The organism is Pseudomonas sp. R3-52-08 (assembly GCF_003851745.1).
In the GTDB taxonomy this organism is placed as follows: domain Bacteria; phylum Pseudomonadota; class Gammaproteobacteria; order Pseudomonadales; family Pseudomonadaceae; genus Aquipseudomonas.
Genome location: NZ_CP027730.1, coordinates 4595527 through 4618727 on the forward strand (window position 1 = coordinate 4595527; position 23201 = coordinate 4618727).

Here is a 23201-nt window from a genome sequence, read left to right on the forward strand (position 1 = left end):
AATTGTGGGAGGGGGCTTGCTCCCGATGGCGGTGAATCAGTCACCACATGCAGTGACTGACACCCTGCTATCGGGGGCAAGCCCCCTCCCACATTGGTTGAGTGGTGTGGCTTACACCACCAACGACAGCAGCATGATGAAGATCAGTGCCACCACCGACAGAATGGTCTCCATCGCCGTCCAGGTCTTGAATGTCTCGGCCACGGTCATGTTGAAGTACTGCTTCACCAACCAGAACCCCGCGTCGTTAACGTGCGACAGGATCAACGAGCCCGCCCCCGTCGCCAGCACCAGCAGCTCGCGGTTAACCCCAGGAATCATGCCCACCACCGGCACCACGATGCCTGCGCCGGTAATGGTCGCGACGGTTGCGGAGCCTGTAGCCACACGAATCACCGCCGCCACCAGCCACGCCAGCAGGATCGGGTTGATCTGCGCATTCACCGCCATGTGGCCGATCACGTCGCCCACGCCGCTGGTCACCAGCATCTGCTTGAAGCCGCCACCGGCGCCGATGATCAGGATGATCGCGGCGGTCGGCGCAAGGCTGGCGTCGAGCAGTTTGAGGATCTGCTTGGAATGGATGCCCTGGCGATGGCCGAAGGTGTACAGCGACAGCAGCAACGCCAGCAACAGCGCGGTGATCGGGTGACCGATCATGTCCATCCAGTTGCGCACTACGTTGCCTTCGGCAAACGCGATGTCGGCGAAGGTCTTGAGCAGCATCAAAAACACCGGCAGCAGCACGGTGACCAGGGTGATGCCGAAGCTTGGCAGCGATTTGTTATCGGTCTCGCGGGCCAGTTGATCCACCAGTTCCTGGGATGGGTTGCCCGGAATGTACTTGGCGATGAACGTACCGAAGATCGGGCCGGCAATAATGGCGGTTGGCAGTGCGACGATCAGGCCATACAGGATGGTCTTGCCGATATCCGCGCCAAACACGCCGATGGCCAGCAGCGGGCCCGGGTGCGGCGGCACCAGGCCGTGCACTGCCGACAGGCCAGCGAGCAGCGGAATACCAATCTTGATCAGCGACACGCCAGTACGGCGCGCAACGATAAACACCAGCGGGATCAGCAGCACAAAGCCGATCTCGAAGAACAGCGGGATGCCCACCAGGAACGCGGCGAACATCATGGCCCACTGGACCTTGTCCTTGCCGAAGGCGCGGATCAACGTCTGGGCGATCTGATCGGCGCCGCCGGATTCGGCCATCATCTTGCCGAGCATGGTACCCAGCGCGAGGATGATGCCGACAAAGCCGAGCACACCGCCGAACCCGTCCTGGAACGCCTTGATGATCTTGTCCACGGGCATGCCCGAGGTCAGGCCGAGGAAACCGGCCGCGATGATCAGTGCAATGAACGGGTGCACCTTGAACTTGGTGATCAGAATGATCAACCCGATGATAGTGACTACTGCGTCTAGCAGCAGGTATGACTCGTGGGACATGCCAAACATGGGGGGTCTCTCCTGTTTGTTGTTGTTATTAAAGCGGGTGTTGAACTTCCTGCCGGGGATAGCGCTATCTTTCCGGCAAAAAATTAGTGATTAGGTTCAAAGCCGTGCTTGAGCCACCAGGCGTTGGTCTGCTCGGCCAGCTCCTCGACGCTGTCTTCGCTGGCGTTGAGGGCCAGGGTCAGCGGCTCGCCCTTGGGCGATTCAAGAGTGGCGAACTGGCTGTCGATCAGGCTGGCCGGCATGAAATGGCCCGGGCGATGGGACACGCGGTCGGCGGCTACCTCACGGGTCAGCTCCAGGAATACAAAGCCCAGGCCCGGCGCGGCTTCGCGCAGGTGGTCGCGGTATTTCTTTTTCAGGGCCGAACAGGTGAGCACCGGATGCTCCCCGGCCTTGAGCGAACGGCGCAGTTCATCGCAGAGGATGTCGAGCCAGCCGGCGCGGTCGTCGTCGTTGAGGGGGTGGCCGGCGCTCATCTTTTCGATGTTCGCGGCGGGGTGAAAGCTGTCGCCTTCAATGGCGGTGGCGCCGTTCAGACGGCACAGGGCCTCGCTGACGCTGGTTTTGCCACAGCCGGCAACACCCATGATGACCAGGGCAGTAACAGGTTGACTCATAAACACCTCAGGACGCAGATAGCGCTACCTTTGCACGCTGTAAGGCTAGTGCAAAAACAGGCTTTTCCCGCGCCGTCTTGTCTTTTTTTATGGAGTGACGCGTGCATCCGCTCCAATCATTTGAACGGGATCAGGCAACCCAACGTTCAAGCATTTGCAGCCGTTTGGAGACAGCGCTACCTTAGTGCCTCGATTTTTGTTTGGCAAGCCGCCTGATGACCTCCAAGAACGATAAAAATACCCGCACCACCGGTCGCCCCACCTTGAATGAAGTTGCCCGTCTGGCCGGCGTCAGCCCGATCACCGCCTCCCGCGCCCTGCGCGGTATCAGCACCGTCGCCGCCGAACTGGTGGAAAAAGTCCAGCAAGCCGCCGCCGAACTCAACTACGTGGTCAACCCCGCTGCCCGTGCGCTGGCGTCGGCCCAGAGCCATTCGGTAGTGGTGCTGGTGCCGTCCTTGTCCAACCTGCTGTTTATCGAAACATTGGAAGCCATTCACCAGGTGCTGCGGCCCAAGGGTTTTGAAGTACTGATCGGTAACTTCCACTATTCCCGTGACGAAGAAGAAAACCTGCTGCGCAACTACATGGCCTACCAGCCTCGAGGTCTGCTGCTGACCGGCTTCGACCGCACCGAAAGCGCGCGACGGATGGTCGAGGCCAGCAACGTGCCCTGCGTATATATGATGGACCTGGACCCGAATGCCGGCGTGAACTGCGTAGGCTTCTCGCAGTTGGCCGCCGGGGAAACGGCAGCGGCGCATCTGCTCTCCCGTGGGTACAAACGCTTGGCTTACATCGGCGCGCAACTGGATCAACGCACGTTGCTGCGTGGCGAAGGTTTCCGCCGAGCACTGCAAAACGCCGGCCTGTACGACCCGGCGCTGGAATTGCTGACCCCGCGCCCTTCGTCGGTCGGCCTGGGTGGCGAACTGTTTTTACAGCTGCTGGCGGCTCATCCCGATGTGGATGCGATCTTCTTCGGCAACGACGACCTGGCCCAAGGTGCACTGTTGGAAGCCATGCGCCATGGCATCAACGTGCCGCAACGCGTCGCGGTGCTGGGTTTTAACGACCTGCCCGCATCCTCCTTCATGGTGCCGCGCCTGAGCAGCATCAGCACGCCCCGCGAAGCCATCGGCCGGCGTGCGGCGGAGCACTTGCTGATGATCATGGCGGGTAACAAGATCGCCAAGCCGGTGGTGGATATGGGGTTTGAGTTGCAGGTGCGGGAGAGTACGTGAAGGCTCGCGCTTAGTCGGACGGAGGAAGCCTGTAGCCGCCGCCCTCTGCGCCTTCGTGCAACGCTGCCTGGATACGCTCGTATAGCGCGTTGGCCTCCCGCGAACCGATGGATCGCGAGCAATCGCGTAACACGATACGAAGCAGGATGTTCTCTTGCCCAGGCAACAACCCCAGGCGAGCGATTGCTTGCGCTGGCAACTCATCTCGAGACCAGCGCCCCTTGATCTGCATTTCTTCCACCCACGCTGCGTCCTCACCTGCGGCGAGCAGCATCTTCTCAGTGATAACTTCTTCGCTTTGCCCCGGCGTCACCGCAAGAGAAATGTCTCGGGTAATCGAAGGCAATCGAGAAATCGGCTGCCACGGCTTCAAGTCGAACATTTGCGCCCTGACGCGGGGATGGGTATCACGCAGGAGTCGAATATCCGGAATGCCCTTGCGCAGCATGGTCAAACGATCCAGGCCCATCCCCAAAGCCAGGCCGCCGTGGTGGTGCGGATCGATATTCAAGCGTTCAAGTAACGACCGGGCGATGCACCCGCACTCCAACACCTCGATCGGTTCTCCATCAAGGATCAAGTTCACCTCGATACCACCTTCGGTGTAATGGTGGGGGCTGTCCGAGAACACCCATTCCATGGCGGGCACCGCAATGTCCAGGATGTCTCCCACCAGGCGCAGTAGCTGGTCCCGCTCAGCAAGCTGCGGCTCGCCCAATACCCACAGGTCCATTTGATGCGGTTCCGCGCAATGCCAGCGATCACGGCTATCACGTCGAAATGTCATGCCGGGCGCCGCCAACAGCCTCATCTGCCCAGGCCGGCGGTTTTCACTGGCCCGCTGTAACGCTGCCGGAATCAAACTGGTGGTTTGAGTACGCAGCAGGCTGATGTCATCAACCCACCGGGTGTGGGCACTGCCCAGGGTAATTTCGCGGGTGTCGTAGCCGAGCAGGCCGTAGTTATCGTGGGCCGAAACCACACGCGGCCCTTCCAGCCACTGAGGGTCAGGCCAATGACGTGAGGTCAGGCCTTGGAGAATTTGATCAAGCAATAGTCGCACTGCGTGCGGCTCGAGGTTGAGGTCGGTTAGATCCTCTAATGTCAGGGCTCGTTTCAGTTCGGCGGCACTTATAACTTTTCTGCTTGGATACATATCTGCATCTCCTGCACCGTAAAAGCCAGAAGTACAAAAACTACGCCTTGAAACTTTACGAGCGCAACAGCCAGACACGAGAAACTATATTTTCAGATGCTACGTACAGACGTTACTTACAGACTTCGTAAAAAATCATAAAAACCTCTGACTTAAAATAAATACATATAAAAACCATCATTCAATACTTTCAATCTGCCCCCTTTGGAGAGCTAATGTTTTCACCCCGCCCAACGGGGTGCTTACAAACAGAACCGGATCAATAAGATAGGAGGCAAAATGAAAACCTTAGATCAATCGAACGAACAACAGCTCAATCGAAAAACGCCTGATTCAGAAGCGTTTACCTGGCCACCGCTGTCGTGGCCTTAATTGAAGCACTGAAGCGCCAAGGCTTAGGCTTTGGCGCCTTCGAAAGTAGGAGCCCACCCTATGATAGCGCCCAAAACCACAGTGCTGGACAAGGGAAACCTTGTGATCACTTCCGACTCACCCCAGTTTCTTGAGTACTGTAGTCTTCAGCACTTTACGACAAAAAATATTATGCAAGCTCAGTCACTGGATCAAAATAGCCTGGTGTTTTCGTTTAGTGACTGCGCTGCAAAAAAGACATTTGACCTAGCTAGGCTCACCGATAAAAAACGCTGTGTATTTTTCCCTATACATGTTTTTGAAAACACAATCAACAATGCACTATATAGCTTAGAGTGCTTTCTAAAAAGCGACATTACACAAGCGCTCAAGGAGCAGCAAAAAGCCTTAGAACTGATTAACTGTAAGTCCCCCCTTGCCCTGACAGGACCTTCAACCCAATCGACTGTAAACGTTTTATCCAGCGCGGTGCCCTATGCAATGCTTGACGGAGATTTAAAGGATAACTTCGTTCACTCAGCCGCCGAGTTTTTCGAAGTCCACCTTGCTCATATGCAGCCCCAAACGGCTTGCCCTTTCACTGTCAATGGAGAGTTCCGAGTGAGTGGAATTCTAACCGTTCTGAGAAAAGCGCAAAGCGCGCCTCCTGACATCACAAACTCACTCACTACACTGATTGGTGAAGTTGCTTCAAAACAGGCCAGCCTGAAGGTCGAAGGCAATAAGGTCAGGTCATTCACGGTAGACAACCGAGATTATGCCGACCTGATTAAACGCGCGGCGGGAAAAAGAGGAGCACACCTCACCGAGTTCGCCACAGGCGTAAATCAGGCGATTACACCCATTATAGATTTCAGCATTAACTCTCAGATGAACGAGGGCGTCAGTGGCGTTCATGTGGCTATTGGCGATGGTACTAATGGCTATCACATTGATTTTCTATGCCCGGATGTCGTTGTTCTTAAGGCGGTCACATGATCTGTGCCAAGCAGGGCGTAGGAACGATCACGCGCACGTAGGATGCCTGTAGGAAGCGACTGACATCACGCCAAGTGCCTTGCTCCATTACCTACGGTTACGTCAGAATCCGCCGGCTTGTTTTACGGGGTGGCGGTCTCTAAGGTTTGCCGGTCGCTGAATTCCTCGGTGATCGGGTTTAGTAGCCCATTTTTGGACCTCCTGAACCAGGAGCATTGTAATGTTCAAAGAAATCGACACGCCGCCAAACACCCTCTTCACCGTCTTCCCCGATATTTCTACCGAAACCCTGCTGATCAACAGCTACGAAACCGTGTGCTCCGTCAGCACCTTGCTGCTCGACCTGTCCAATGACCTCACTGGCAAGCAACGCGACGTAGCCCTGGCTATCCACCAATTGAGCGAGCTGAGCGTCTTGCTGGTGGGCAAGGCCATGGACCAGCACACACCGTTGGCTTAACTGTGAAGGGGGGGCAATTTTTCTCTCTGTACGCTCGTCGAAAAAGCGACCCGAACGCCTCCCCCTACCTGTCAACCTTGACAGTAGGCAAGTGTTTGACGATGTCCTATAAGTGAGTTGTTGGCTGCATTGTGCTCCACAAACCGCTACTAAAAAGGACTTCGTCATGCACACATTAAAAACACAGAAAAGGTCACTTGCCCAAGGCGTAGTGAGTTGCAACGTCTCACTTATAGCTGCTCCATTCACGTCAGATAGCGTAGATTTTTTCGACTCAACCGCGACCCACTATGGCGTCACGGCATTTGATAGAAAAGCAGGTGGGCGCATGTTTTTTATCTCGCTGAAAAAAACCATTGTGCCAGGCACTTATGAGTTTAAACCCGAGTCAGACGTGTACGGTTATTACTACCACGAACATGAACGTTTTGGATGGAATTACTATCCCGAGAAAGGGGAATTTTTACTGAAGAGCGTTGATTTTGAAAAGCTTGAGATAGACGCAACGTTCGCATTCACGTCAACGAGGACACCCGACCAACAACCCGTGACGTTCGAGAACGGCGTCTTCACACTGACCGGACCGGGTGCCTGAGATAATGTTGTTTAATTCCTTCGGTTTCATGCGACAAGGGCGGGCAGTGAGTAAGAGCACTGCTATTCATGACTAAATTGACTGCACGATATCTGAATTATAAATGCAACAAATGGCCCATCCCCGCTGAACCTCTTCCCATGTTAAGGCGACATTGCCGTAAACGGGCAATTGCTCGCCTTTTCTTGCTGACGGCACTACCTCGCTATCGTCACCAAACGTCTGTTAAATTGCCTCTGCCATTCACGAGCGCAGGGAAGCACCATGGGACATTCACTGAAAATCTTGGGCCGCGCCTCCTCCATTAACGTACGAAAAGTACTGTGGACCTGCCAGGAACTGGGTATCGACTACGTGCGTGAAGACTGGGGCATCGGCTTCAAGCCCACCCAATCCCCCGAATTTCTCGCCTTGAACCCCAATGCCCAGGTGCCGGTGCTGATCGACGACCATGGCGTGCTGTGGGAGTCCAACACCATCTGCCGCTACCTGGTCGGCCTCTATCAACGCACTGACCTGCTGCCCGTCGAGCCCGCGCCACGGGCGCGCGTCGAACAATGGATCGACTGGCAAGCGGTCGAACTCAACCGTGCCTGGGGCGATGCGTTCACCGCGCTGGTGCGTAACAATCCCGACGGCCTGGACGCAACACAGATTGCCGCCGCAGTGCAACGCTGGAACAGCGTGATGGGCATTCTGGAACAACAGTTGGCCAAGACTGGCGCTTACGTAGCGGGCGATGAATTCACCCTCGCCGATATCCTGATCGGCCTCTCGGTACACCGCTGGCAAGTGACGCCCATGGAGCGTCCGCCCTACCCCGCCATCGCGGCGTATTACCAACGACTCGGCGGGCAGCATGCAGGCTTCAAGACCTTCGCGCTCGACGGCCATAATTAAACAAGGACACACCATGAACGGACTCAACGTACTGCTGACCGGCGCCTGCGGCAAAATCGGCAGGACCTTTTTCGAGGCGTCGAAAGACCGCTACCGCTTCACCCTGACCGACCGTGTCGAGCCGGATTTCGCGCTCGGCGAACACCGCTTTGTGCACGCTGACCTGAGCGACAAATCCGTCCTCGCCAGCCTGCTCGAAAACATCGAGGTGGTTGTACACCTCTCGGGTATCCCGGACCCCGATGCGTCGTTCGAGGAGCTGCTGCCCAATAATATCCTCGCCACAACTTACCTGTTCGAGGCCGCCGTGGCCGCTGGCGTGCAACGCCTGGTATATGCCAGCAGCGCGCAAGCTGTCGAAGGTTATCCAGTAGACCGTGAGATCACCCCCGACATGCAAGTGATGCCCGCCAACCTGTATGGCGTGACCAAATGCTACGGTGAAGCGCTGTGTGGCTATTACGCGGCCAAAACCCCGCTCTCCACCATCGCCGTGCGCATTGGCGCGTTTGAGTTTCCCCAGCACGCCGACCTGAACAACGCCCGCGACCTCAGCGCGTGGCTCAGCCCGCGCGATGCGGTGCAACTGCTGCAGTGCGCAGTGGACACCCGCGATGTGAAACACTTGGTCGCCCATGGTATTTCCAATAATCGCTTCAAGCGCCTGGACCTGAGCGAAACCACACGTGTGTTGGGTTACCAACCGGTGGATGATGCGTTCCAGGTCTTTGAAATCCCCATCACTTACTGAGTGTTCTGACCCATGCCTGCACGCTCCACCACTGACGGCATCGACCCGACCCGCGCCGCCCACATCAGCGCACGTATCGACCGCCTGCCCGCCGTCGCCAGCATCTGGCGCCTGGTGGCATTGCTGTCGATCGGCGGTTTTTTCGAGCTGTATGACCTGTTCCAGACGGCCTATATCAGCCCAGGCCTGATCAGCGACGGGATTTTCCACACGGGCAGCGAGGGCGTGTTTGGCTTTTCCGACCAGGCCGCGTTCGCCTCGGCCACCTTCCTCGGCCTGTTCCTCGGCGCCAGCCTGCTGAGCCCCATTGCCGATCGTTTTGGGCGCCGGGCGATCTTTACCTTTGCGCTGATCTGGTACACCGTCGCCACGGTGCTGATGGGCATCCAGACGTCCGCCCTGGGTATTATCTGCATGCGCTTTCTGGTGGGCATCGGACTGGGTATTGAACTGGTGACGATCGACGCCTATCTGTCGGAACTGGTGCCCAAGCGCATGCGCAGTTCGGCGTTTGCCTTTGCGTTTTTCATCCAGTTCCTGTCGGTGCCGGCGGTGGCGCTGATGTCATGGTGGCTGGTGCCCCAGGCGCCGTTCGGGATTTCCGGTTGGCGCTGGGTGGTGCTCAGCAGTGCAGTCTTTGCGTTGTTTATCTGGCAACTGCGCAAGCGCCTGCCGGAATCACCGCGCTGGCTGGCGCAGAAAGGTCGTTTCAAGGAAGCCGGCACAATCATGGACACCCTTGAAGCGCGCTGCCTGAAGGATCACGGCAAGCCTCTGGATGAGCCGGAACCCGAGGCTGTCAGCGTGCAGGGCAGCGGCCGTTTCGCCGATATCTGGCAACCGCCCTACCGCCGTCGCGCCTTGATGCTCATCGTCTTCCACGTGTTCCAGGCCATCGGTTTCTTCGGCTTTGGCAACTGGCTGCCCGCCTTGCTGTCGGGCCAGGGCGTCAGCGTGACCCACAGTCTGCTCTACGCGTTTATCATCACGCTCGCCTATCCGCTGGGCCCGCTGTTGTTCGTGAAGGTCGCCAACCGTTTTGAGAACAAGTGGCAGATTGTCGGCTCGGCCTTGGGCGCGGTGATCTTCGGCAGCCTGTTCGCCGTGCAAACCACGGCGGTGGGGCTGATCCTCTGTGGGGTGATGATCACCTTCTGCAACGCCTGGCTGAGCTTCAGCTATCACTCGTATCAGAGCGAATTGTTCCCCACCAATATCCGTGCGCGGGCGGTAGGGTTCTGCTACTCGTTCAGCCGCTTGTCCACGGTGTTCAGCAGCCTGCTGATCGGTTTTATCCTCGAACACCTGGGCACACCGGGCGTGCTGGCGTTTATCGCGAGCAGCATGTTGATTGTGATGATCACCATCAGTTGGTTTGGGCCGCGAACGCGTAACCTGGCATTGGAGAATATCGCCCACTGACGGCAAGGGTTGGCCGTCGACGGGACAGTGTTTGCCGCGACGGCGGCTTGCCCCCCAATAAAAACGGGCACGTCGTGCCCGGCATGCTAATTGCTCCAGCTGTCACACCGAACATTCCCCCAGGTGACCGATCATGCTGGTTAACAACGACACCCAAGCCGCGTCGACCGTCCAACAGCTCAAGCGCTCCGACATGGACCCGGCCAACGCCGCTGCCAGCGCGCTGTACAGCGGCGCCCTGCAAACGGCGCAGCAAAGCGTGATGGTGCCGGCCGCCCAGAAGGACCTGGACAAGGCGAGCGATCGCATCGACGAGGCCTTCGCCAAGACCCGCGTGCAGTTGCAAGCCACAGCGACGACCTCCGGGGCGCGGGCTGAACTCAGCGAATACATGAGCAAATCCCCGGCCGAGCGCATCCGCGAGCAGTTGCTCAAGGAGCAGGGGATGACAGAAGAGCAAGTGCAGGCCCTGCCGCAGCAACAACAAGACGCCATTGCCCGACAAGTGGCTGAGCGTTTGAAGGAGCAGCAACAGCAGCAGGTAGCGGCGAAGGCGGCTGCTCCACAGGCCCAGGCAGTGAAAGACACCCTGGCAGCAATCTAAGCCACACCGCTGAACAAAAAATGTGGGAGGGGGCTTGCTCCCGATAGCAGAGTATCAGCCACCGATTTATTGACTGATCCACCGCTATCGGGGGCAAGCCCCCTCCCACATTTTGAATTTCTTTCACATGAGGTCAGCAGCGTTTTTTCAGTTATCAGCCAGCATGAGCACCACGCCTAAGTCGATCAGGTCGGCGGGATCGAGCTGAATGGCCGGTGTTGGCGGCGTTTCAGCAAGGGGTGGGTGAGCGGCCCACTGTCATTGCGGCCCTGGCAGCTGAAAACCCATGAGCTGAATACGTCGGAGGTACTCGGTAGCGAGGGAGCACTTCCCCCCGCCCCAGGCCTTATGGACCTTTGAACACAACCTGCTGCACATCGACCTTTTTCGGGATCAAGCCATTGGCGAAAAACAAATCGGCGGTGCGTTGCTGATTGGCGATGTCGACCGCCTGCAGCGGCCGGATCGGCTCGGGCGAGCGGTGCTCGAAGTAGCGTTTGACCACCGCCGGTTGCAGGCCCAGGGTCTTGGCCATCAGCGCGATGCTGTCTTCGGGTTGGTCCAGGGACAGACGCTGCGCCTTGCCGAGGGTTTGCAGGATGGTGGCAATGGCCTGGGGATTTTGTCGGGCAAACGCGCTGCTGGTCACGAAGAAGCTGCCGGCCGGATTGAGGCCCTCGCCGGTGCCCAACACGCGGGCGGCACCGTCGACCACGGCGGCCGAGTAGTAAGGGTCCCACACCACCCAGGCGTCCACCTTGCCTTGCTCGAACGCGGCGCGCCCGTCGGAAGGCGACAGGTACACCACGTTCACATCTTTCCACTGCAAACCGGCGCGCAGAAGGCTCTTGAGGAACAGGTTGTGCGCACTGGAACCCTTGAGCAGCGCCACGCGCTTGCCTTTGAGCTCAGCCACGCTCTGAATGGGGCTGGCTTGAGGCACCAGCACGGCTTCGGTTTTGCCCTCATTGGGCTCGACGGCGATGTACTGCAATTCAATCCCGGCGGCCTGGGCAAAAATGGGTGGGATGTCGCCGATATTGCCGATGTCCAGGCTGCCGGCGTTCAGCGCCTCGATCAGCGGCGGGCCACCGAGGAACTCGGTCCACTGCACCTGAGTGCCGGGCAGCGCGGCTTCGAACAGCTTGTGTTCACGGGCGAGGACCATGCTCACCGAGCTTTTCTGATAGCCAATGCGCAGCGTGGCTGGATCGGCGGCCAGTGCCTTGGCGGCGACCAGCGAAAGAACGGCGACAGCAATAATTTTCAGCATAAGAGCGCTTCCTTGACCTTGACGGCGGGTGCGGTTGGGCACGGTATGTCGGGTGCTTCGAAGCAGCGATCCTAGCAAGCCCTCTTATTCATTAATAATATTAAAAAGTCATCTATTTATAACTTTATATACGGACTCGCAGGCCGATGTTTGCGCCCTGCCGGCAAAGGCTACAATGCCCGCCTCGCCCTTTCATTGGTTTGAACATGCACATCGAACGCTTGGCAGCGCCGCTATGGCCGCTGCTGAACAAGTTTTACCGCAGCCACAACTCGTCGATGAAGGCGCTAAAGGACGGGCAGTTGTGGGTGGCGAGGGACACGCAGATCGTTGCCGGGTTATGCCTGACCCCCGTGGTCGGTGGGCAATGGCTGACCGGCGTGTTCGTTGACCCGGCTTATCGCGGCCAGGGGCTGGCGGCGCGGTTGATCCACCTGGCAGTGGCTGAAGTGGACGATAGCGTATGGCTGTTTTGCCACCCGGACCTTGAAGGGATGTATCAGCGTATGGGTTTTTCACAGGACACCGTGCTGCCGCAATCGCTCAGTGAACGACTGGTTCGCTACAAGCGCAACAAACCGATGATTGCGATGGGCCTTCGATAACCTGGATGGCTTGCGCCGATAGCGGTGGGTAGGAGCGAGCTTGCTCGCGAAAAACTCACAGGCACCGCGTTCATTCAGCAAGCACGCGTTATCGTTGACATCTTTCGCGAGCAAGCTCGCTCCTACAGGAAGCAAGCCCCCTCCCACATTTGGACCTGTTGCAGTCTGCTGCTCATTCGTCGGCGGTTGGGTCCATTTCCGGGAACATCACTTCGATAAACCCGAACTTGCTGAAGTCGGTAATCCGCGACGGGTACAACCGCCCGATCAGGTGATCGCACTCATGCTGCACCACCCGTGCATGGAAGCCGTCGGCGAAACGTACGATCGGCTCGCCCTTGGGGTCGAAGCCTTCGTAGCGGATCTGCTGATAGCGGTCCACAGCGCCGCGCAGGCCGGGGACGGACAGGCAGCCCTCATACCCCTCTTCCAGCACCGGGCTGAGCGGTGTGATCAACGGGTTGATCAGGATGGTCTGCGGTACCGGTGGTGCCTCCGGGTAGCGTTCGCTGGCCTCGAAACCAAAGATCACCAATTGCAGGTCCACACCGATCTGCGGCGCAGCCAGGCCGACGCCGCCCACGTGTTCCATGGTCTGGAACATGTCGTCGATCAGTTGCCACAGCTCGGGGCTGTCGAACATTTCCGGCGGCACTGGCTGGGCGATGCGCAGTAGACGTTCATCGCCCATTTTCAGGATTTCACGGATCATTGATCAGGCTCAACGGTGAGAGGCTTGGAATGGTCCCGGCCCAGGCCTGAGACATGTTGTTTTTCACCGGCATGGCCCGGTTCGTCGATTTCTTTTTCGCCGGGGTCCTTGCCTTCGGCGGACATGTGTTCGATCACGGCGTTCATCTCCGCGCCAAGCAACAGCACGGCGGCGGAAATATAGAAGTACAAAAGCAACACGATGATCGCGCCGATGCTGCCGTACATGGCGTTGTAGTCGGCGAAGGTTTTAACGTAGTAGCCAAAGCCGAGGGAAGCGACGATCCACACCACCACCGCCAATACGGAACCGGGGGTGATAAAGCGAAACTCCTGTTCAACATCCGGCATCACGTAGTACATGAGGGCCACGGCAAACATCAGCAGGATCACGATCAGCGGCCAGCGCAGGATGGTCCACAGGGTTACGACAAATTCCTGCATACCGATCTGCCCCGCCAGCCATTCCATCACCTGCGGGCCGAGCACCATCAGCGCGGCGGCGGCGAGCAGCATGCCGGCGATGCCGATAGTGTAGAAAATCGACAGCGGGAAACGCTTCCAGATCGGCCGCCCCTCCACCACGTCATAGGCCGCGTTCATCGCGCTCATCATCAGGCGTACGCCAGCGGAGGCGGTCCACAGGGCGATCACGATACCCACCGAGAGCAGCCCGCCCTTGGATTGCTGCAACTGGTCGATCACCGGGTTGACCTGCTCCAGTGCCTGGGGCGGCAATACCAGCTCCGACTGCAGGCGCAGCCAGGTGAAGAAATCCGGCAGATGCAGAAAACCGATCAGGGCAATCAGGAACAACAGGAAGGGAAACAACGAGAACAGCATCTGGTAGGCCAACGCCGAGGCGTAGGTGGGCATCTCGTCGTCGACGAATTCCGTAACGGTGCGCACCAGCACCTTGTGCAGCTTGAGACCATCGAGTACCGGAAAAATCATAGCGTCTCCTTTCGCCGCAAAGAGGGTGAGGTCGCGGGCGACTCAGGGGCCGTTTTCTACATCAAAGTAGCCCATTTGGCGACTTTGAAACAATTTCTAAACTTTAGTTGCAGCCTTGGATACAAAAACGGCCATCCGTAGATGGCCGTCGGGCTGCTGGGATGAGCCAGCCGGACCGTCTTACTCGGTCGCTTTTTTCACTGCGTCCTTGGTCTTGCCCACTGCCTGCTGAGCTTCGCCTTTCTTCTCTTGAATCACGCCTTCAACCTGCATTTTGTCGTTATCCGTGGCTTTGCCGACACCTTGCTTGACGTTGCCGACGGCTTCGTTAGCCATGCCTTTTACCTTATCGGAAGTGCTGCCCATGGTATTACTCCTGATAACTATCAAATGGTTTGAGGTCACTACGTAGCGGTTGACTCGAAGCCAAGCGACAGAGTTTCAATTATTTTTCAGTGCGCATTTCATCGAAAGGGGCAGGTTTGCCTTTATGTTTTGCGGCCAACCCACGAGAATGCCCGGCAGATTCAGGCTCGAACGCTGAATAACAGATCCCGTAGGAAGGTTATGAAACTCAATAAAGCACAGGCCATCGCCCGCAGAAACCAGGAACTGGGCGGTGCCGTACTCGGCGTCAACAACTGCCATTTCACCGACCTGGACCCCAAACGCAATATCTGGTGGTTCGACTTGCCAGTGGCGCGGATTGGCCTGGGCCAGTACGAGTGGATCCACCTGTTGATGCACAACGCCGAGACTGACCAACTGCTGCACCTGAAAGTGCCAACGGTGTTCCTGCGTGAGAACCTCGAAGGGCTGGTGGTGCGCAATGCCGGCAAGCGCAAGCCGGAAATCACCTTGGAACTGAGCGCCGACAAGGACTCGTTCCTCAAGGATGTGCGCCCTGCCGGTGCAGGAATCAGCTTCGCATCGTTCGCGCTATAAACCTTTGAGCGGTTATTGAGGCTCAAGCAAACACATCGATCGCCGCTTGCTCATACAGCCAGCGCACCGCCGCCTGTACGTGCTCACCGCCGGCCTGTCCCGGCAACGCTTGCGCCAGTCTGATCGGCGCCGTGCCCTGCAATGCGCGGATCAGCACGCGCACAGCCGGCAAAGACTCAACCCGCAGCATGGCGCCGCCCGCAAACAGCAGCCCCGTGTCTTCATTCAACGCCAGCAGATACAGTGGGCTGTGTCTTGTCACGGGAGAGGCTGACGAAGTGTTCCCAGAAAGCCGCCGGTATCGTCGGGGTATTTTTGGCGTCGAACAGGTGGGCGCGGGTCGTGGCAGTCATCGGTATTCACCTTCAATCCGGGAAAGCATCAGGGTAAAAGTCCTTGTAGATGTTCTTGATCTGTTCATCGCCCATCCCCAGCACCCGCACCAGTACCAGTACCGCGCTGAACATGCAAGGGATCGCGGCGAGAATGATGAGCAGGCCCAGGGCGGCCATGGCGTAGCTCACGCCCAGCGCTTCGGAAACCGCGCCCCCCACCAGTGCGCCGAAGGGAATCACCATCCCAGACACAAACGACGTCGCCGACCCGATGCGGTTGCGGTAGCTGTCGGGGGTGGCCAGCATGCGCACGGTGGACGTATTGACGGTCACAATGACCAGACCGATGCCGCCCACCAGCAGCAAGGGCACCGTCACGCCGGCGAACCCAGCGGGTCGGGCATGGAAGTACTGGCTGAAAAGCCCAGACCCCACCATCGCCAGTCCCACCAAGAGAAAACCGCCAAACACCACCCTCGGCCGCCCCCAGCGCACATTGGCGCGCTTGACCAGAAACAGGCTGCCCGCCAACAAGCCCACCGCGAACGCGCCTTCGGTCACGGCGATCAGCCATAAATCCTCGGGAAAATGGCGATTGATCAACACCGGAAACAACACCGCAAACAGGGGGTACAGCGAGAAGTTGACGATGAACGCCAACAGGCTGAGGTTCCATTCGGGCTTGACCCGGTAGAGCGCGGTAAACCCTTCACGGGTGCGGGTGTACCACGTCGCCAGATACGACAGCTGTTGCGCACCCGGCCTGTCGCTGGCGGCAGGTGCCCTCACCAGCACAATCAGCGCCAAGGCCAAGATCACCGCCGATGCATTCAGCCAGAGCGTACCCAACACGCCCAGCGGCCCCAGCAGAATCCCGGCCGCCAGCGGCCCCATCAGCGCTGACGACGAGCCGACGATACTTCTCAGGCGGACCGCATCGCTGACCCGGTGGGGCGCAACCAATACCGACGCCAAGCTCATCTGAATCGGATCGCGAATTCCGATGGCAACCCCGGAAATCGCCAGGCAACTGGCAATCAGCCAAGGCACGTAGAGATCCTGGCTGCCCAGCACCGCCAACATCAACGTCGTGACAGCGCTGATGGCATAGCAGCCCACCAGCAAGCGTTGCCGATCATATTGGTCGCCCAGCCAACCAAACATCGCGCGAGACAACACATCCGCCAGGGTCGCTACCGCGACAAAACCGGCATAGGCGAGCGGGTCCGCGGTTTTTCCCAGCACCCACCAGGCGATTGCGAATTGACCACAGCGCGTGCCCACCGCATTAAGAAAAGCGGCCAGCTGGATCAGATAGAAATCGCGGCTCAGCCCGCCCAGCGACGGACCGCTCATCGCCGGACCTCGGCACGGCGCAGGCGCTCCTGGCAACCGGCGGCGAGATAGGCGTCCAGCCCCCCGGTCAAACTGCGGCAGCGCCCGCTACCGACCACGGCGCTGATCGCATGCAGGGCTTTCAGGCTGCGTACGCCGCTTTTGCAATAGACCACCGTTTCAATGGGCGCAAGTCCTTGAGCCAGGCGCTGAGGCAACTCGCTCAAGGGCAGATTGATCCCGCCCAGGGACATAGCCAGATGCTCATGCCCGTCCCGTACATCAATCAATTGCAGCGCCGTATCGCTGAGCAGCCGCTGCTCCAGGGCCTGGGCGCAGATCGCGTATTGCGCGCCGACAGCCACCGCGCAGTTGGCTGCGATGGCTTGAGGCTGGCGAATAAGCGCTCGCTCGCCACTGAGCGGGTTACTGGCGCGAGGACGAATCGACACCTGGCGCAATTGCAGGCCCAGTGCATCGAACAGCATCAATCGATTGACCGACGGCTCCCCTACCGCGCTGAGGATTTTTATCGCCTCCAGCGCCTGGATCGAGCCGATGATCCCAGGGCATGGGACAAGGTGTCGGACAATGAAGCTTTGCGCAAACTCGACGTCATGCGATACATGTAATTGCCTGTTGAATAGCGGATCAGTAAGTGCGTGCCATCCACTGCGACAGTGTGTCACCCCTGAAACAGCAAGGAGAGTTTTAGAGCAGTGCACGGCCATGCTCAACTACAAGATTTGGTAGTCATTCGTGGGTAAATTTTTAATGACCGCCGCTTTGCCCAGTCAGCGCAGGGATTTGTCCGAAAGATTTAAATTTTCGCAACTCGGCGAACTCAGTTTGTTTTTTGTCATCAGCCTGAAAAGTAGCAATATACAATCAAGGCACGACCGAAAATGAACGCAAAAAAAACCCGTACTTGGATAAGTACGGGTTCAGTGAAAAGCGATCAGATTACTTTTTCACACCGAGTTTCTTCAGTTCTTCATCGCGCAATTCACGCCGCAGAATCTTGCCCACATTGGTGGTCGGCAGCGCATCGCGGAACTCAACGGCCTTGGGCACCTTGTAGCCGGTGACGTTGGCGCGCATGTGTTCCATCACCTGTTCCTTGGTCAGGGTCGCCCCTGGCTTGACCACGATGAACAGCTTGATGTGCTCCCCGGACTTTTCATCCGGCACGCCGATGGCTGCGCACTGCAACACGCCCGGCAGACCTGCCAGCACATCTTCCAGCTCGTTGGGATACACGTTGAAACCCGAGACCAGGATCATGTCTTTCTTGCGGTCGACAATACGCATGTAGCCGTCGGGCTGGATGATCGCGATGTCGCCGGTCTTCAGCCAGCCTTCGCTGTCGAGCATCTCGTCGGTAGCGTCCTGGCGCTGCCAGTAGCCCTTCATGACCTGGGGGCCCTTCACGCACAGCTCGCCGGTTTCGCCCAGCGGCAGCTCGGTGCCGTCGTCGGCGATCACTTTACACACGGTGGAGGGCACCGGGATGCCAATGGTACCGATCTGGATATGCTGGATCGGGTTGACCGTGGCCACCGGGCTGGTCTCGGTCATGCCGTAGCCTTCGCAGATGCCACAACCGGTCACGGCCTTCCAACGCTCGGCCGCCGCCAACTGCAGCGCCATGCCGCCCGACAGGGTGACCTTCAGCGCGGAGAAATCCAGCTTGCGGAAACCTTCGTTATTACACAACGCCACGAACAGGGTATTGAGGCCGACAAAGCCGCTGAACTTCCACTTCGAGAGTTCCTTGACCATCGCCGGCAGGTCGCGCGGGTTGCTGATCAGGATATTGTGGTTGCCGATCAGCATCATCGCCATGCAATGAAAGGTAAACGCATAGATGTGGTACAGCGGCAGCGGCGTGATCAGGATCTCGCACCCTTCATTGAGGTTGGAGCCCATCAGCGCCTTGCATTGCAACATGTTGGCGACCAGGTTGCGATGGGTGAGCATTGCGCCCTTGGCCACGCCGGTGGTGCCGCCGGTGTATTGCAGCACCGCCACATCGCCGCTGGCCGGGTTGGCATCGCTGACCGCCTGGCCCTGCCCCTTGGCCAGCACGTCATTGAACTTGATCGCTTGCGGCAAATGATAGGCCGGGACCATTTTTTTCACGTACTTGATCACGCTGTTGATCAACAGACGCTTGAACGGCGACAGCAGGTCGGCGACTTCGGTCACGATCACGTGTTTGACGGCGGTCTTGGGCACGACTTTTTCAGCCAGGTGCGCCATGTTGGCCAGGCAAACCAGGGCCTTGGCCCCGGAGTCATTGAATTGGTGTTCCATTTCCCGCGCGGTGTACAGCGGGTTGGTGTTGACCACGATCAGCCCGGCACGGATGGCGCCGAATACAGCGACCGGGTATTGCAGGACATTGGGCAGTTGCACGGCGATTCGATCGCCAGGCTTCAAGTCGGTGTGCTGTTGCAGGTAGGCAGCGAATGCGCCGGACAATTCGTACAGTTCACCGTAGGTGATGGTCTTGCCCAGGTTGCTGAAAGCCGGTTTGTTGGCGAAGCGCTGGCAGGACTGCTTCAGTACCGCCTGAATATTCGGATACTCGTCTGGATTGATTTGTGCAGCAATCCCGGCGGGGTACTTATCCTTCCAAAAGTCTTCGTTCATGGAAGCCCACTCCTCAGCGACGCGAATTCATCATCGCATTTGATGCGATTATTATTGGTGTATGTTTTTTTAAGGTGAATCTGGCGCTTCAAGCAGGCCTAGACGTCACAAAGCGCGCCGAGAGTAGCAGCTTTGCCAAGGGCCGACTAGAGCCAAAAGAGGGCCCCACGGTCACTAACACGACTGTCCTACAATAATTGGTCACACTTTTAATGCAGGCAAAATAACCCACTGAAAGGCTCTGGAACAGGGCTTTGCGGGCAATACAAAACAATGTGGGAGGGGGCTTGCTCCCGATAGCGGAGTGTCAGTCACTGCATCTGTGCCTGAAACACCGCAATCGGGAGCAAGCCCCCTCCCACATTTTTTAGCTATTCGGTTCAGGCGATGTCGCGCAGCTCCCGCCGCAGGATTTTCCCCACCGGCGTCATAGGCAGCGAATCCCTGAGCACAATGTGCTTGGGCACTTTGTACCCCGTGAAGTTGGTCTTGCAGTACGCCTTCAACTCCTCGATGCTCACACCTTCGGCACGCGCGACCACAAACAGCTTCACCGCTTCCCCCGTGCGCTCATCCGGCACGCCGATCACCGCGCAGTTGGCCACGGCCGGGTGGGCCATCACCACGTCTTCGATCTCATTGGGATAAACGTTGAAACCCGAGACGATGATCAGGTCTTTCTTGCGGTCGACGATGCGTATAAAGCCGTCTGTATCGATCACAGCGATATCGCCGGTCTTCAGCCACCCCTCGGCATCCAGCGCCTCGGCCGTGGCCGCCGGTTGCTGCCAATAGCCCTTCATCACCTGCGGGCCCTTGATGCACAGTTCGCCGCGTTCGCCCAACGGCAACTCAGCGCCCTCGTCATCGACCACCTTCATGGCCGTGGCCGGCACCGGAATGCCTACTGTGCCCAGCCGCGATTGATTGCCATAGGGGTTGGTGCTCGCCACCGGTGAAGTTTCGGTCAGGCCGTAGCCCTCGCCGATTGCACACCCGGTGATCTGCTGCCAACGCTCGGCGGTGGCCTTGATCAGCGCCGTGCCGCCGGAATTGGTCAACTTGAGATGGGAAAAATCCAGGCTCTTGAAGTCCGGATGCTCCATCAGCGCCACAAACAGCGTGTTGAGCCCCAGCAGCCCGGTGAAGCGCCACTTTTTCAGTTCCTTAATGAACCCGCCGATGTCGCGGGGGTTGGTGATCAGCACGTTGTGGTTGCCGGACACCATCATGCACATGCAGTTCGCGGTGAACGCATAGATGTGGTACAGCGGCAGCGGCGCAATCATCACCTCCTGCCCTTCCTTGATCAGCGGATGGCCGTCGTCCCCCAGTTGCGACATGCACGCCCGCGCCTGCTGCATATTCGCCACCAGATTGCCGTGGGTGAGCATCGCGCCCTTGGCCTGGCCGGTGGTGCCACCGGTGTATTGCAGCACGGCGATATCCTCTAGGCTCACCGGATGTCGCGTCACGCCCAGGCCCGCGCCCATGTGCAAGGCGCGCTTGAACGACACCGCACGCGGCAGGTGGTAGGCCGGGACCATCTTCTTGACTTTGTCGACCAGGGTGTTGACCAGCCAGCCTTTGGCGGCGGGCATGAAATCGCCCATTTTGGCTTCGATCAGGTAGTCGATCTCGGTGTCGGTACACACCTCCTGTACCCGCGAACCGAACAGGTTGAGGTAGACCAGCGCACGCACGCCGGCGTCCTTGAACTGGTGGCGCATTTCACGCGGGGTGTACAACGGGTTGGTATTGACCACAATCAGCCCGGCGCGCAGTGCGCCAAAAACCGCAATCGGGTAATGCAACACGTTGGGCATCTGCACCGCGATGCGCTCGCCGGGCTTGAGGTCGGTGTGCTGCTGCAGGTAACCGGCGAACGCCGCGCTCTGGCGCTCAAGCTCGGCGTAGGTCAGGGTAATGCCCATGTTGCTGAACGCCGGACGGTCGGCAAAGGTCTTGCAGGAACGCTCGAAGACTTCGATCACTGATTGATAGGCAGTGAGGTCGATGGTGTTAGGCACACCCGCCGCGCGTTTGTCATTCCAAAAATCAGGTTGCATTATTCTTGTCCTCTTTACCTGAGTGTGTCCGGCCGCTTTTCTATGCAGCTACAAAGAGCGGAGCTTTGAGGACGTTAGCAGTAATGGCCAAACAGGCAATACACTGAACTGTGTCATTGATTGTATGAATCTTGTCGCTGAGGCGCAGGCAGATACCCCGCCCCCCACCCGATGAGCTATACACTGCAACGACCCTGCGCAAAGGAACCGCCATGAACCACAGCACTTTCTGGCTGACCGCGAACGACCAAACTCGCCTGTACGTCAATCAATGGATGCCCGCCGAGCCCCCCAGGGCCCTGGTGATGCTGTCCCATGGCATGGCCGAGCACAGCGGCCGCTATGGGCGCCTGGCGCAGGCGTTGTGCGGCGCCGGCTATGGTGTGTATGCGCTGGACCAACGTGGCCATGGCCGTACCGCCGACGAAGGCACCTTGGGGCTGTACGCCGAAGAGGATGGCTGGAACAAAGTGGTGGGCGACCTGGCCAGCCTTAACCAGCACATCGGCCAGCAGCAACCGGGGCTGCCGATTATTTTGCTCGGCCACAGCATGGGCAGCTATATCGCCCAGGCCTATCTGCTGCATCACAGCGCCAGCCTGCATGGGGCGATACTCAGCGGTTCGAATTTCCAGCCGGTGGCGTTGTATCGCGCGGCACGGGCGATTGCCCGTATCGAACGCGCGCGCCAGGGTTTGCGCGGGCGCAGTGCATTGATTGACTTTCTGTCGTTCGGCTCCTTCAACAAAGCGTTCAAACCCAATCGCACCGCCTTCGACTGGCTCAGCCGCGACCCGGTTGAAGTCGACCAATACATTCATGACCCGCTTTGCGGTTTCCGCTGCACCAACCAGCTGTGGGTCGATCTGCTCGGCGGCTTGCAGCAAATCAGCAAAGCGTCCAATCTCGCGCAGATCGATCCGGGCCTGCCAATTCTGATAATCGGCGGCGAATGTGATCCGGTGAGTGAAGGCAAGCGTCTCAGAAGCCTGGCCCATGCCCTGCGCGATGCGGGCTGCCAGCACCTGCAATTGACGCTCTACCCGCAGGCACGTCATGAAGTGTTCAATGAAACCAACCGCGACGACGTCACCGCGGACGTGCTGACGTGGCTCGAGCACGCCCTGACAGTGCGCAGGCCTACCCGCTGCGAATAATTTTTCGTTTAAAATCAGCCAATTAAATTATCGATTAGCCACAGGATGCACGTTTAGATGACCCAGGTAACCAACACCCCCTACGAGGCCCTTGAAGTCGGCCAGACCGCCAGCTTCAGCAAGACTGTCGAAGAACGCGATATCCAGTTGTTCGCCGCCATGTCTGGCGATCACAACCCAGTGCACCTGGATGCCGAGTATGCCAAGGCGACGATGTTCAAGGAGCGTATCGCCCATGGCATGTTCAGCGGTGCGCTGATCAGCGCGGCGGTAGCCTGCGAACTGCCCGGCCCGGGCACGATTTATATCGGCCAGCAGATGAGCTTTCAAAAGCCGGTCAAGATCGGCGACACCCTCACCGTGCGCCTGGAAATCCTGGAGAAGCTGCCCAAGTTCCGTGTACGCATTGCCACGCGAGTGTTCAACCAGCGCGATGAGTTGGTAGTGGATGGCGAAGCGGAGATTCTTGCTCCTCGCAAACAGCAAGTAGTGACCTTGACCGAATTGCCGCCAATCAGCATTGGCTGAAAATGACGCAATATAAATGTGGGAGGGGGCTTGCCCCCGATGGCGATCTTCCAGTCACTGAATTCATTGAC

General features: G+C 58.4%; 25 protein-coding genes. 12 read left to right on the forward strand and 13 right to left on the reverse strand.

Features of this window, described 5'->3' with window-relative positions; translation table 11 throughout:
* Positions 1-111: 111 nt before the first annotated feature.
* Both C4J91_RS21135 and C4J91_RS21140 read right to left on the reverse strand, forming a co-directional pair.
* Positions 112-1464 (reverse strand): GntP family permease, encoded by a 1353-nt coding sequence (locus C4J91_RS21135; protein WP_124364092.1) that lies wholly within the window; start codon positions 1462-1464, stop codon positions 112-114.
* Between the two features lie 83 nt (positions 1465-1547).
* Positions 1548-2081, reverse strand: coding sequence for a gluconokinase (locus C4J91_RS21140; protein WP_124364093.1), 534 nt, complete (start codon positions 2079-2081; stop codon positions 1548-1550).
* Between the two features lie 212 nt (positions 2082-2293).
* Here C4J91_RS21140 and C4J91_RS21145 point away from each other — a divergent pair, with 212 nt between their 5' ends.
* Positions 2294-3325, forward strand: coding sequence for a LacI family DNA-binding transcriptional regulator (locus C4J91_RS21145; RefSeq protein WP_164484594.1), 1032 nt, complete (start codon positions 2294-2296; stop codon positions 3323-3325).
* A 10-nt stretch (positions 3326-3335) separates the two neighbouring features.
* Here C4J91_RS21145 and C4J91_RS21150 read toward each other — a convergent pair whose 3' ends face one another.
* Complete coding sequence (locus tag C4J91_RS21150; RefSeq protein ID WP_124364095.1) at positions 3336-4481, reverse strand: hypothetical protein; 1146 nt, start codon at positions 4479-4481, stop codon at positions 3336-3338.
* Between the two features lie 432 nt (positions 4482-4913).
* Here C4J91_RS21150 and C4J91_RS21155 point away from each other — a divergent pair, with 432 nt between their 5' ends.
* The 7 genes from C4J91_RS21155 (at position 4914) to C4J91_RS21185 (ending at position 10563) form a co-directional block, all read left to right on the forward strand.
* On the forward strand, positions 4914-5831 hold the full coding sequence (locus C4J91_RS21155; RefSeq protein WP_124364096.1) for a hypothetical protein: 918 nt from the start codon (positions 4914-4916) through the stop codon (positions 5829-5831).
* Between the two features lie 220 nt (positions 5832-6051).
* A complete protein-coding gene (locus tag C4J91_RS21160) occupies positions 6052-6291 on the forward strand; it encodes a DUF6124 family protein (RefSeq protein WP_124364097.1) in 240 nt (79 codons plus the stop codon).
* 166 nt (positions 6292-6457) lie between these two features.
* The gene (locus C4J91_RS21165) at positions 6458-6886 is read left to right on the forward strand and encodes a DUF6252 family protein (protein WP_124364098.1); all 429 of its coding nucleotides are present in this window, start codon (positions 6458-6460) and stop codon (positions 6884-6886) included.
* A gap of 264 nt (positions 6887-7150) precedes the next feature.
* On the forward strand, positions 7151-7786 hold the full coding sequence (locus C4J91_RS21170) for a glutathione S-transferase family protein (protein ID WP_124364099.1): 636 nt from the start codon (positions 7151-7153) through the stop codon (positions 7784-7786).
* A gap of 13 nt (positions 7787-7799) precedes the next feature.
* On the forward strand, positions 7800-8537 hold the full coding sequence (locus tag C4J91_RS21175) for an NAD(P)-dependent oxidoreductase (RefSeq protein ID WP_124364100.1): 738 nt from the start codon (positions 7800-7802) through the stop codon (positions 8535-8537).
* Positions 8538-8549: 12 nt separating this feature from the next.
* Entirely contained in the window at positions 8550-9959 is a 1410-nt protein-coding gene (locus C4J91_RS21180) for an MFS transporter (protein ID WP_124364101.1), read from the forward strand.
* 133 nt (positions 9960-10092) lie between these two features.
* The gene (locus tag C4J91_RS21185; RefSeq protein WP_124364102.1) at positions 10093-10563 is read left to right on the forward strand and encodes a hypothetical protein; all 471 of its coding nucleotides are present in this window, start codon (positions 10093-10095) and stop codon (positions 10561-10563) included.
* Positions 10564-10909: 346 nt separating this feature from the next.
* Here the strand turns inward: C4J91_RS21185 and C4J91_RS21195 are convergent, their stop codons facing one another.
* Positions 10910-11836, reverse strand: a complete 927-nt coding sequence (locus C4J91_RS21195; protein WP_124364103.1) for an aliphatic sulfonate ABC transporter substrate-binding protein — start codon at positions 11834-11836, stop codon at positions 10910-10912.
* A gap of 206 nt (positions 11837-12042) precedes the next feature.
* Here C4J91_RS21195 and C4J91_RS21200 point away from each other — a divergent pair, with 206 nt between their 5' ends.
* A complete protein-coding gene (locus tag C4J91_RS21200) occupies positions 12043-12441 on the forward strand; it encodes a GNAT family N-acetyltransferase (protein ID WP_124364104.1) in 399 nt (132 codons plus the stop codon).
* A gap of 172 nt (positions 12442-12613) precedes the next feature.
* Here C4J91_RS21200 and def read toward each other — a convergent pair whose 3' ends face one another.
* The 3 genes from def to C4J91_RS21220 form a co-directional block, all read right to left on the reverse strand.
* Positions 12614-13153, reverse strand: coding sequence for a peptide deformylase (gene def, locus C4J91_RS21210; protein ID WP_124364106.1), 540 nt, complete (start codon positions 13151-13153; stop codon positions 12614-12616).
* Positions 13150-14106 (reverse strand): YihY/virulence factor BrkB family protein, encoded by a 957-nt coding sequence (locus C4J91_RS21215; RefSeq protein ID WP_124364107.1) that lies wholly within the window; start codon positions 14104-14106, stop codon positions 13150-13152. Before C4J91_RS21215 ends, def begins: the two co-directional genes overlap by 4 nt.
* A 180-nt stretch (positions 14107-14286) precedes the next feature.
* Positions 14287-14472, reverse strand: coding sequence for a CsbD family protein (locus C4J91_RS21220; RefSeq protein WP_124364108.1), 186 nt, complete (start codon positions 14470-14472; stop codon positions 14287-14289).
* A 201-nt stretch (positions 14473-14673) separates the two neighbouring features.
* Between C4J91_RS21220 and C4J91_RS21225 the strand changes: the two genes are divergently transcribed.
* Entirely contained in the window at positions 14674-15051 is a 378-nt protein-coding gene (locus C4J91_RS21225) for a hypothetical protein (RefSeq protein WP_124364109.1), read from the forward strand.
* Positions 15052-15073: 22 nt separating this feature from the next.
* On the opposite strand, the gene C4J91_RS21230 is transcribed toward C4J91_RS21225, so the two are convergent.
* The 6 genes from C4J91_RS21230 to fadD2 all read right to left on the reverse strand — a co-directional run bounded on the left by C4J91_RS21230 (position 15074) and on the right by fadD2 (position 21445).
* Complete coding sequence (locus C4J91_RS21230; protein ID WP_124364110.1) at positions 15074-15280, reverse strand: hypothetical protein; 207 nt, start codon at positions 15278-15280, stop codon at positions 15074-15076.
* The gene (locus C4J91_RS27885; protein ID WP_256681616.1) at positions 15273-15404 is read right to left on the reverse strand and encodes a hypothetical protein; all 132 of its coding nucleotides are present in this window, start codon (positions 15402-15404) and stop codon (positions 15273-15275) included. The genes C4J91_RS21230 and C4J91_RS27885 overlap by 8 nt, the downstream gene beginning before the upstream one ends.
* Before the next feature lie 12 nt (positions 15405-15416).
* Positions 15417-16742 (reverse strand): MFS transporter, encoded by a 1326-nt coding sequence (locus C4J91_RS21235; RefSeq protein ID WP_124364111.1) that lies wholly within the window; start codon positions 16740-16742, stop codon positions 15417-15419.
* Positions 16739-17209 (reverse strand): rhodanese-like domain-containing protein, encoded by a 471-nt coding sequence (locus C4J91_RS21240; protein ID WP_164484564.1) that lies wholly within the window; start codon positions 17207-17209, stop codon positions 16739-16741. Before C4J91_RS21240 ends, C4J91_RS21235 begins: the two co-directional genes overlap by 4 nt.
* A 475-nt stretch (positions 17210-17684) precedes the next feature.
* Positions 17685-19376 carry a long-chain-fatty-acid--CoA ligase FadD1 gene (gene fadD1 / locus C4J91_RS21245; RefSeq protein WP_124364113.1) on the reverse strand — a complete coding sequence of 564 codons (1692 nt, stop codon included), beginning with the start codon at positions 19374-19376 and terminating at the stop codon, positions 17685-17687.
* Between the two features lie 380 nt (positions 19377-19756).
* Positions 19757-21445, reverse strand: a complete 1689-nt coding sequence (gene fadD2, locus C4J91_RS21250; RefSeq protein ID WP_124364114.1) for a long-chain-fatty-acid--CoA ligase FadD2 — start codon at positions 21443-21445, stop codon at positions 19757-19759.
* Between the two features lie 212 nt (positions 21446-21657).
* On the opposite strand from fadD2, the gene C4J91_RS21255 reads away from it, so the two are divergent.
* Together C4J91_RS21255 and C4J91_RS21260 are read left to right on the forward strand one after the other, a co-directional pair.
* Positions 21658-22602: an alpha/beta hydrolase gene (locus tag C4J91_RS21255; RefSeq protein WP_124364115.1), complete on the forward strand. Its 945-nt coding sequence runs from the start codon at positions 21658-21660 to the stop codon at positions 22600-22602.
* Between the two features lie 57 nt (positions 22603-22659).
* Positions 22660-23130 (forward strand): MaoC family dehydratase, encoded by a 471-nt coding sequence (locus tag C4J91_RS21260; protein ID WP_034115694.1) that lies wholly within the window; start codon positions 22660-22662, stop codon positions 23128-23130.
* The last annotated feature ends 71 nt before the right edge of the window (positions 23131-23201 follow it).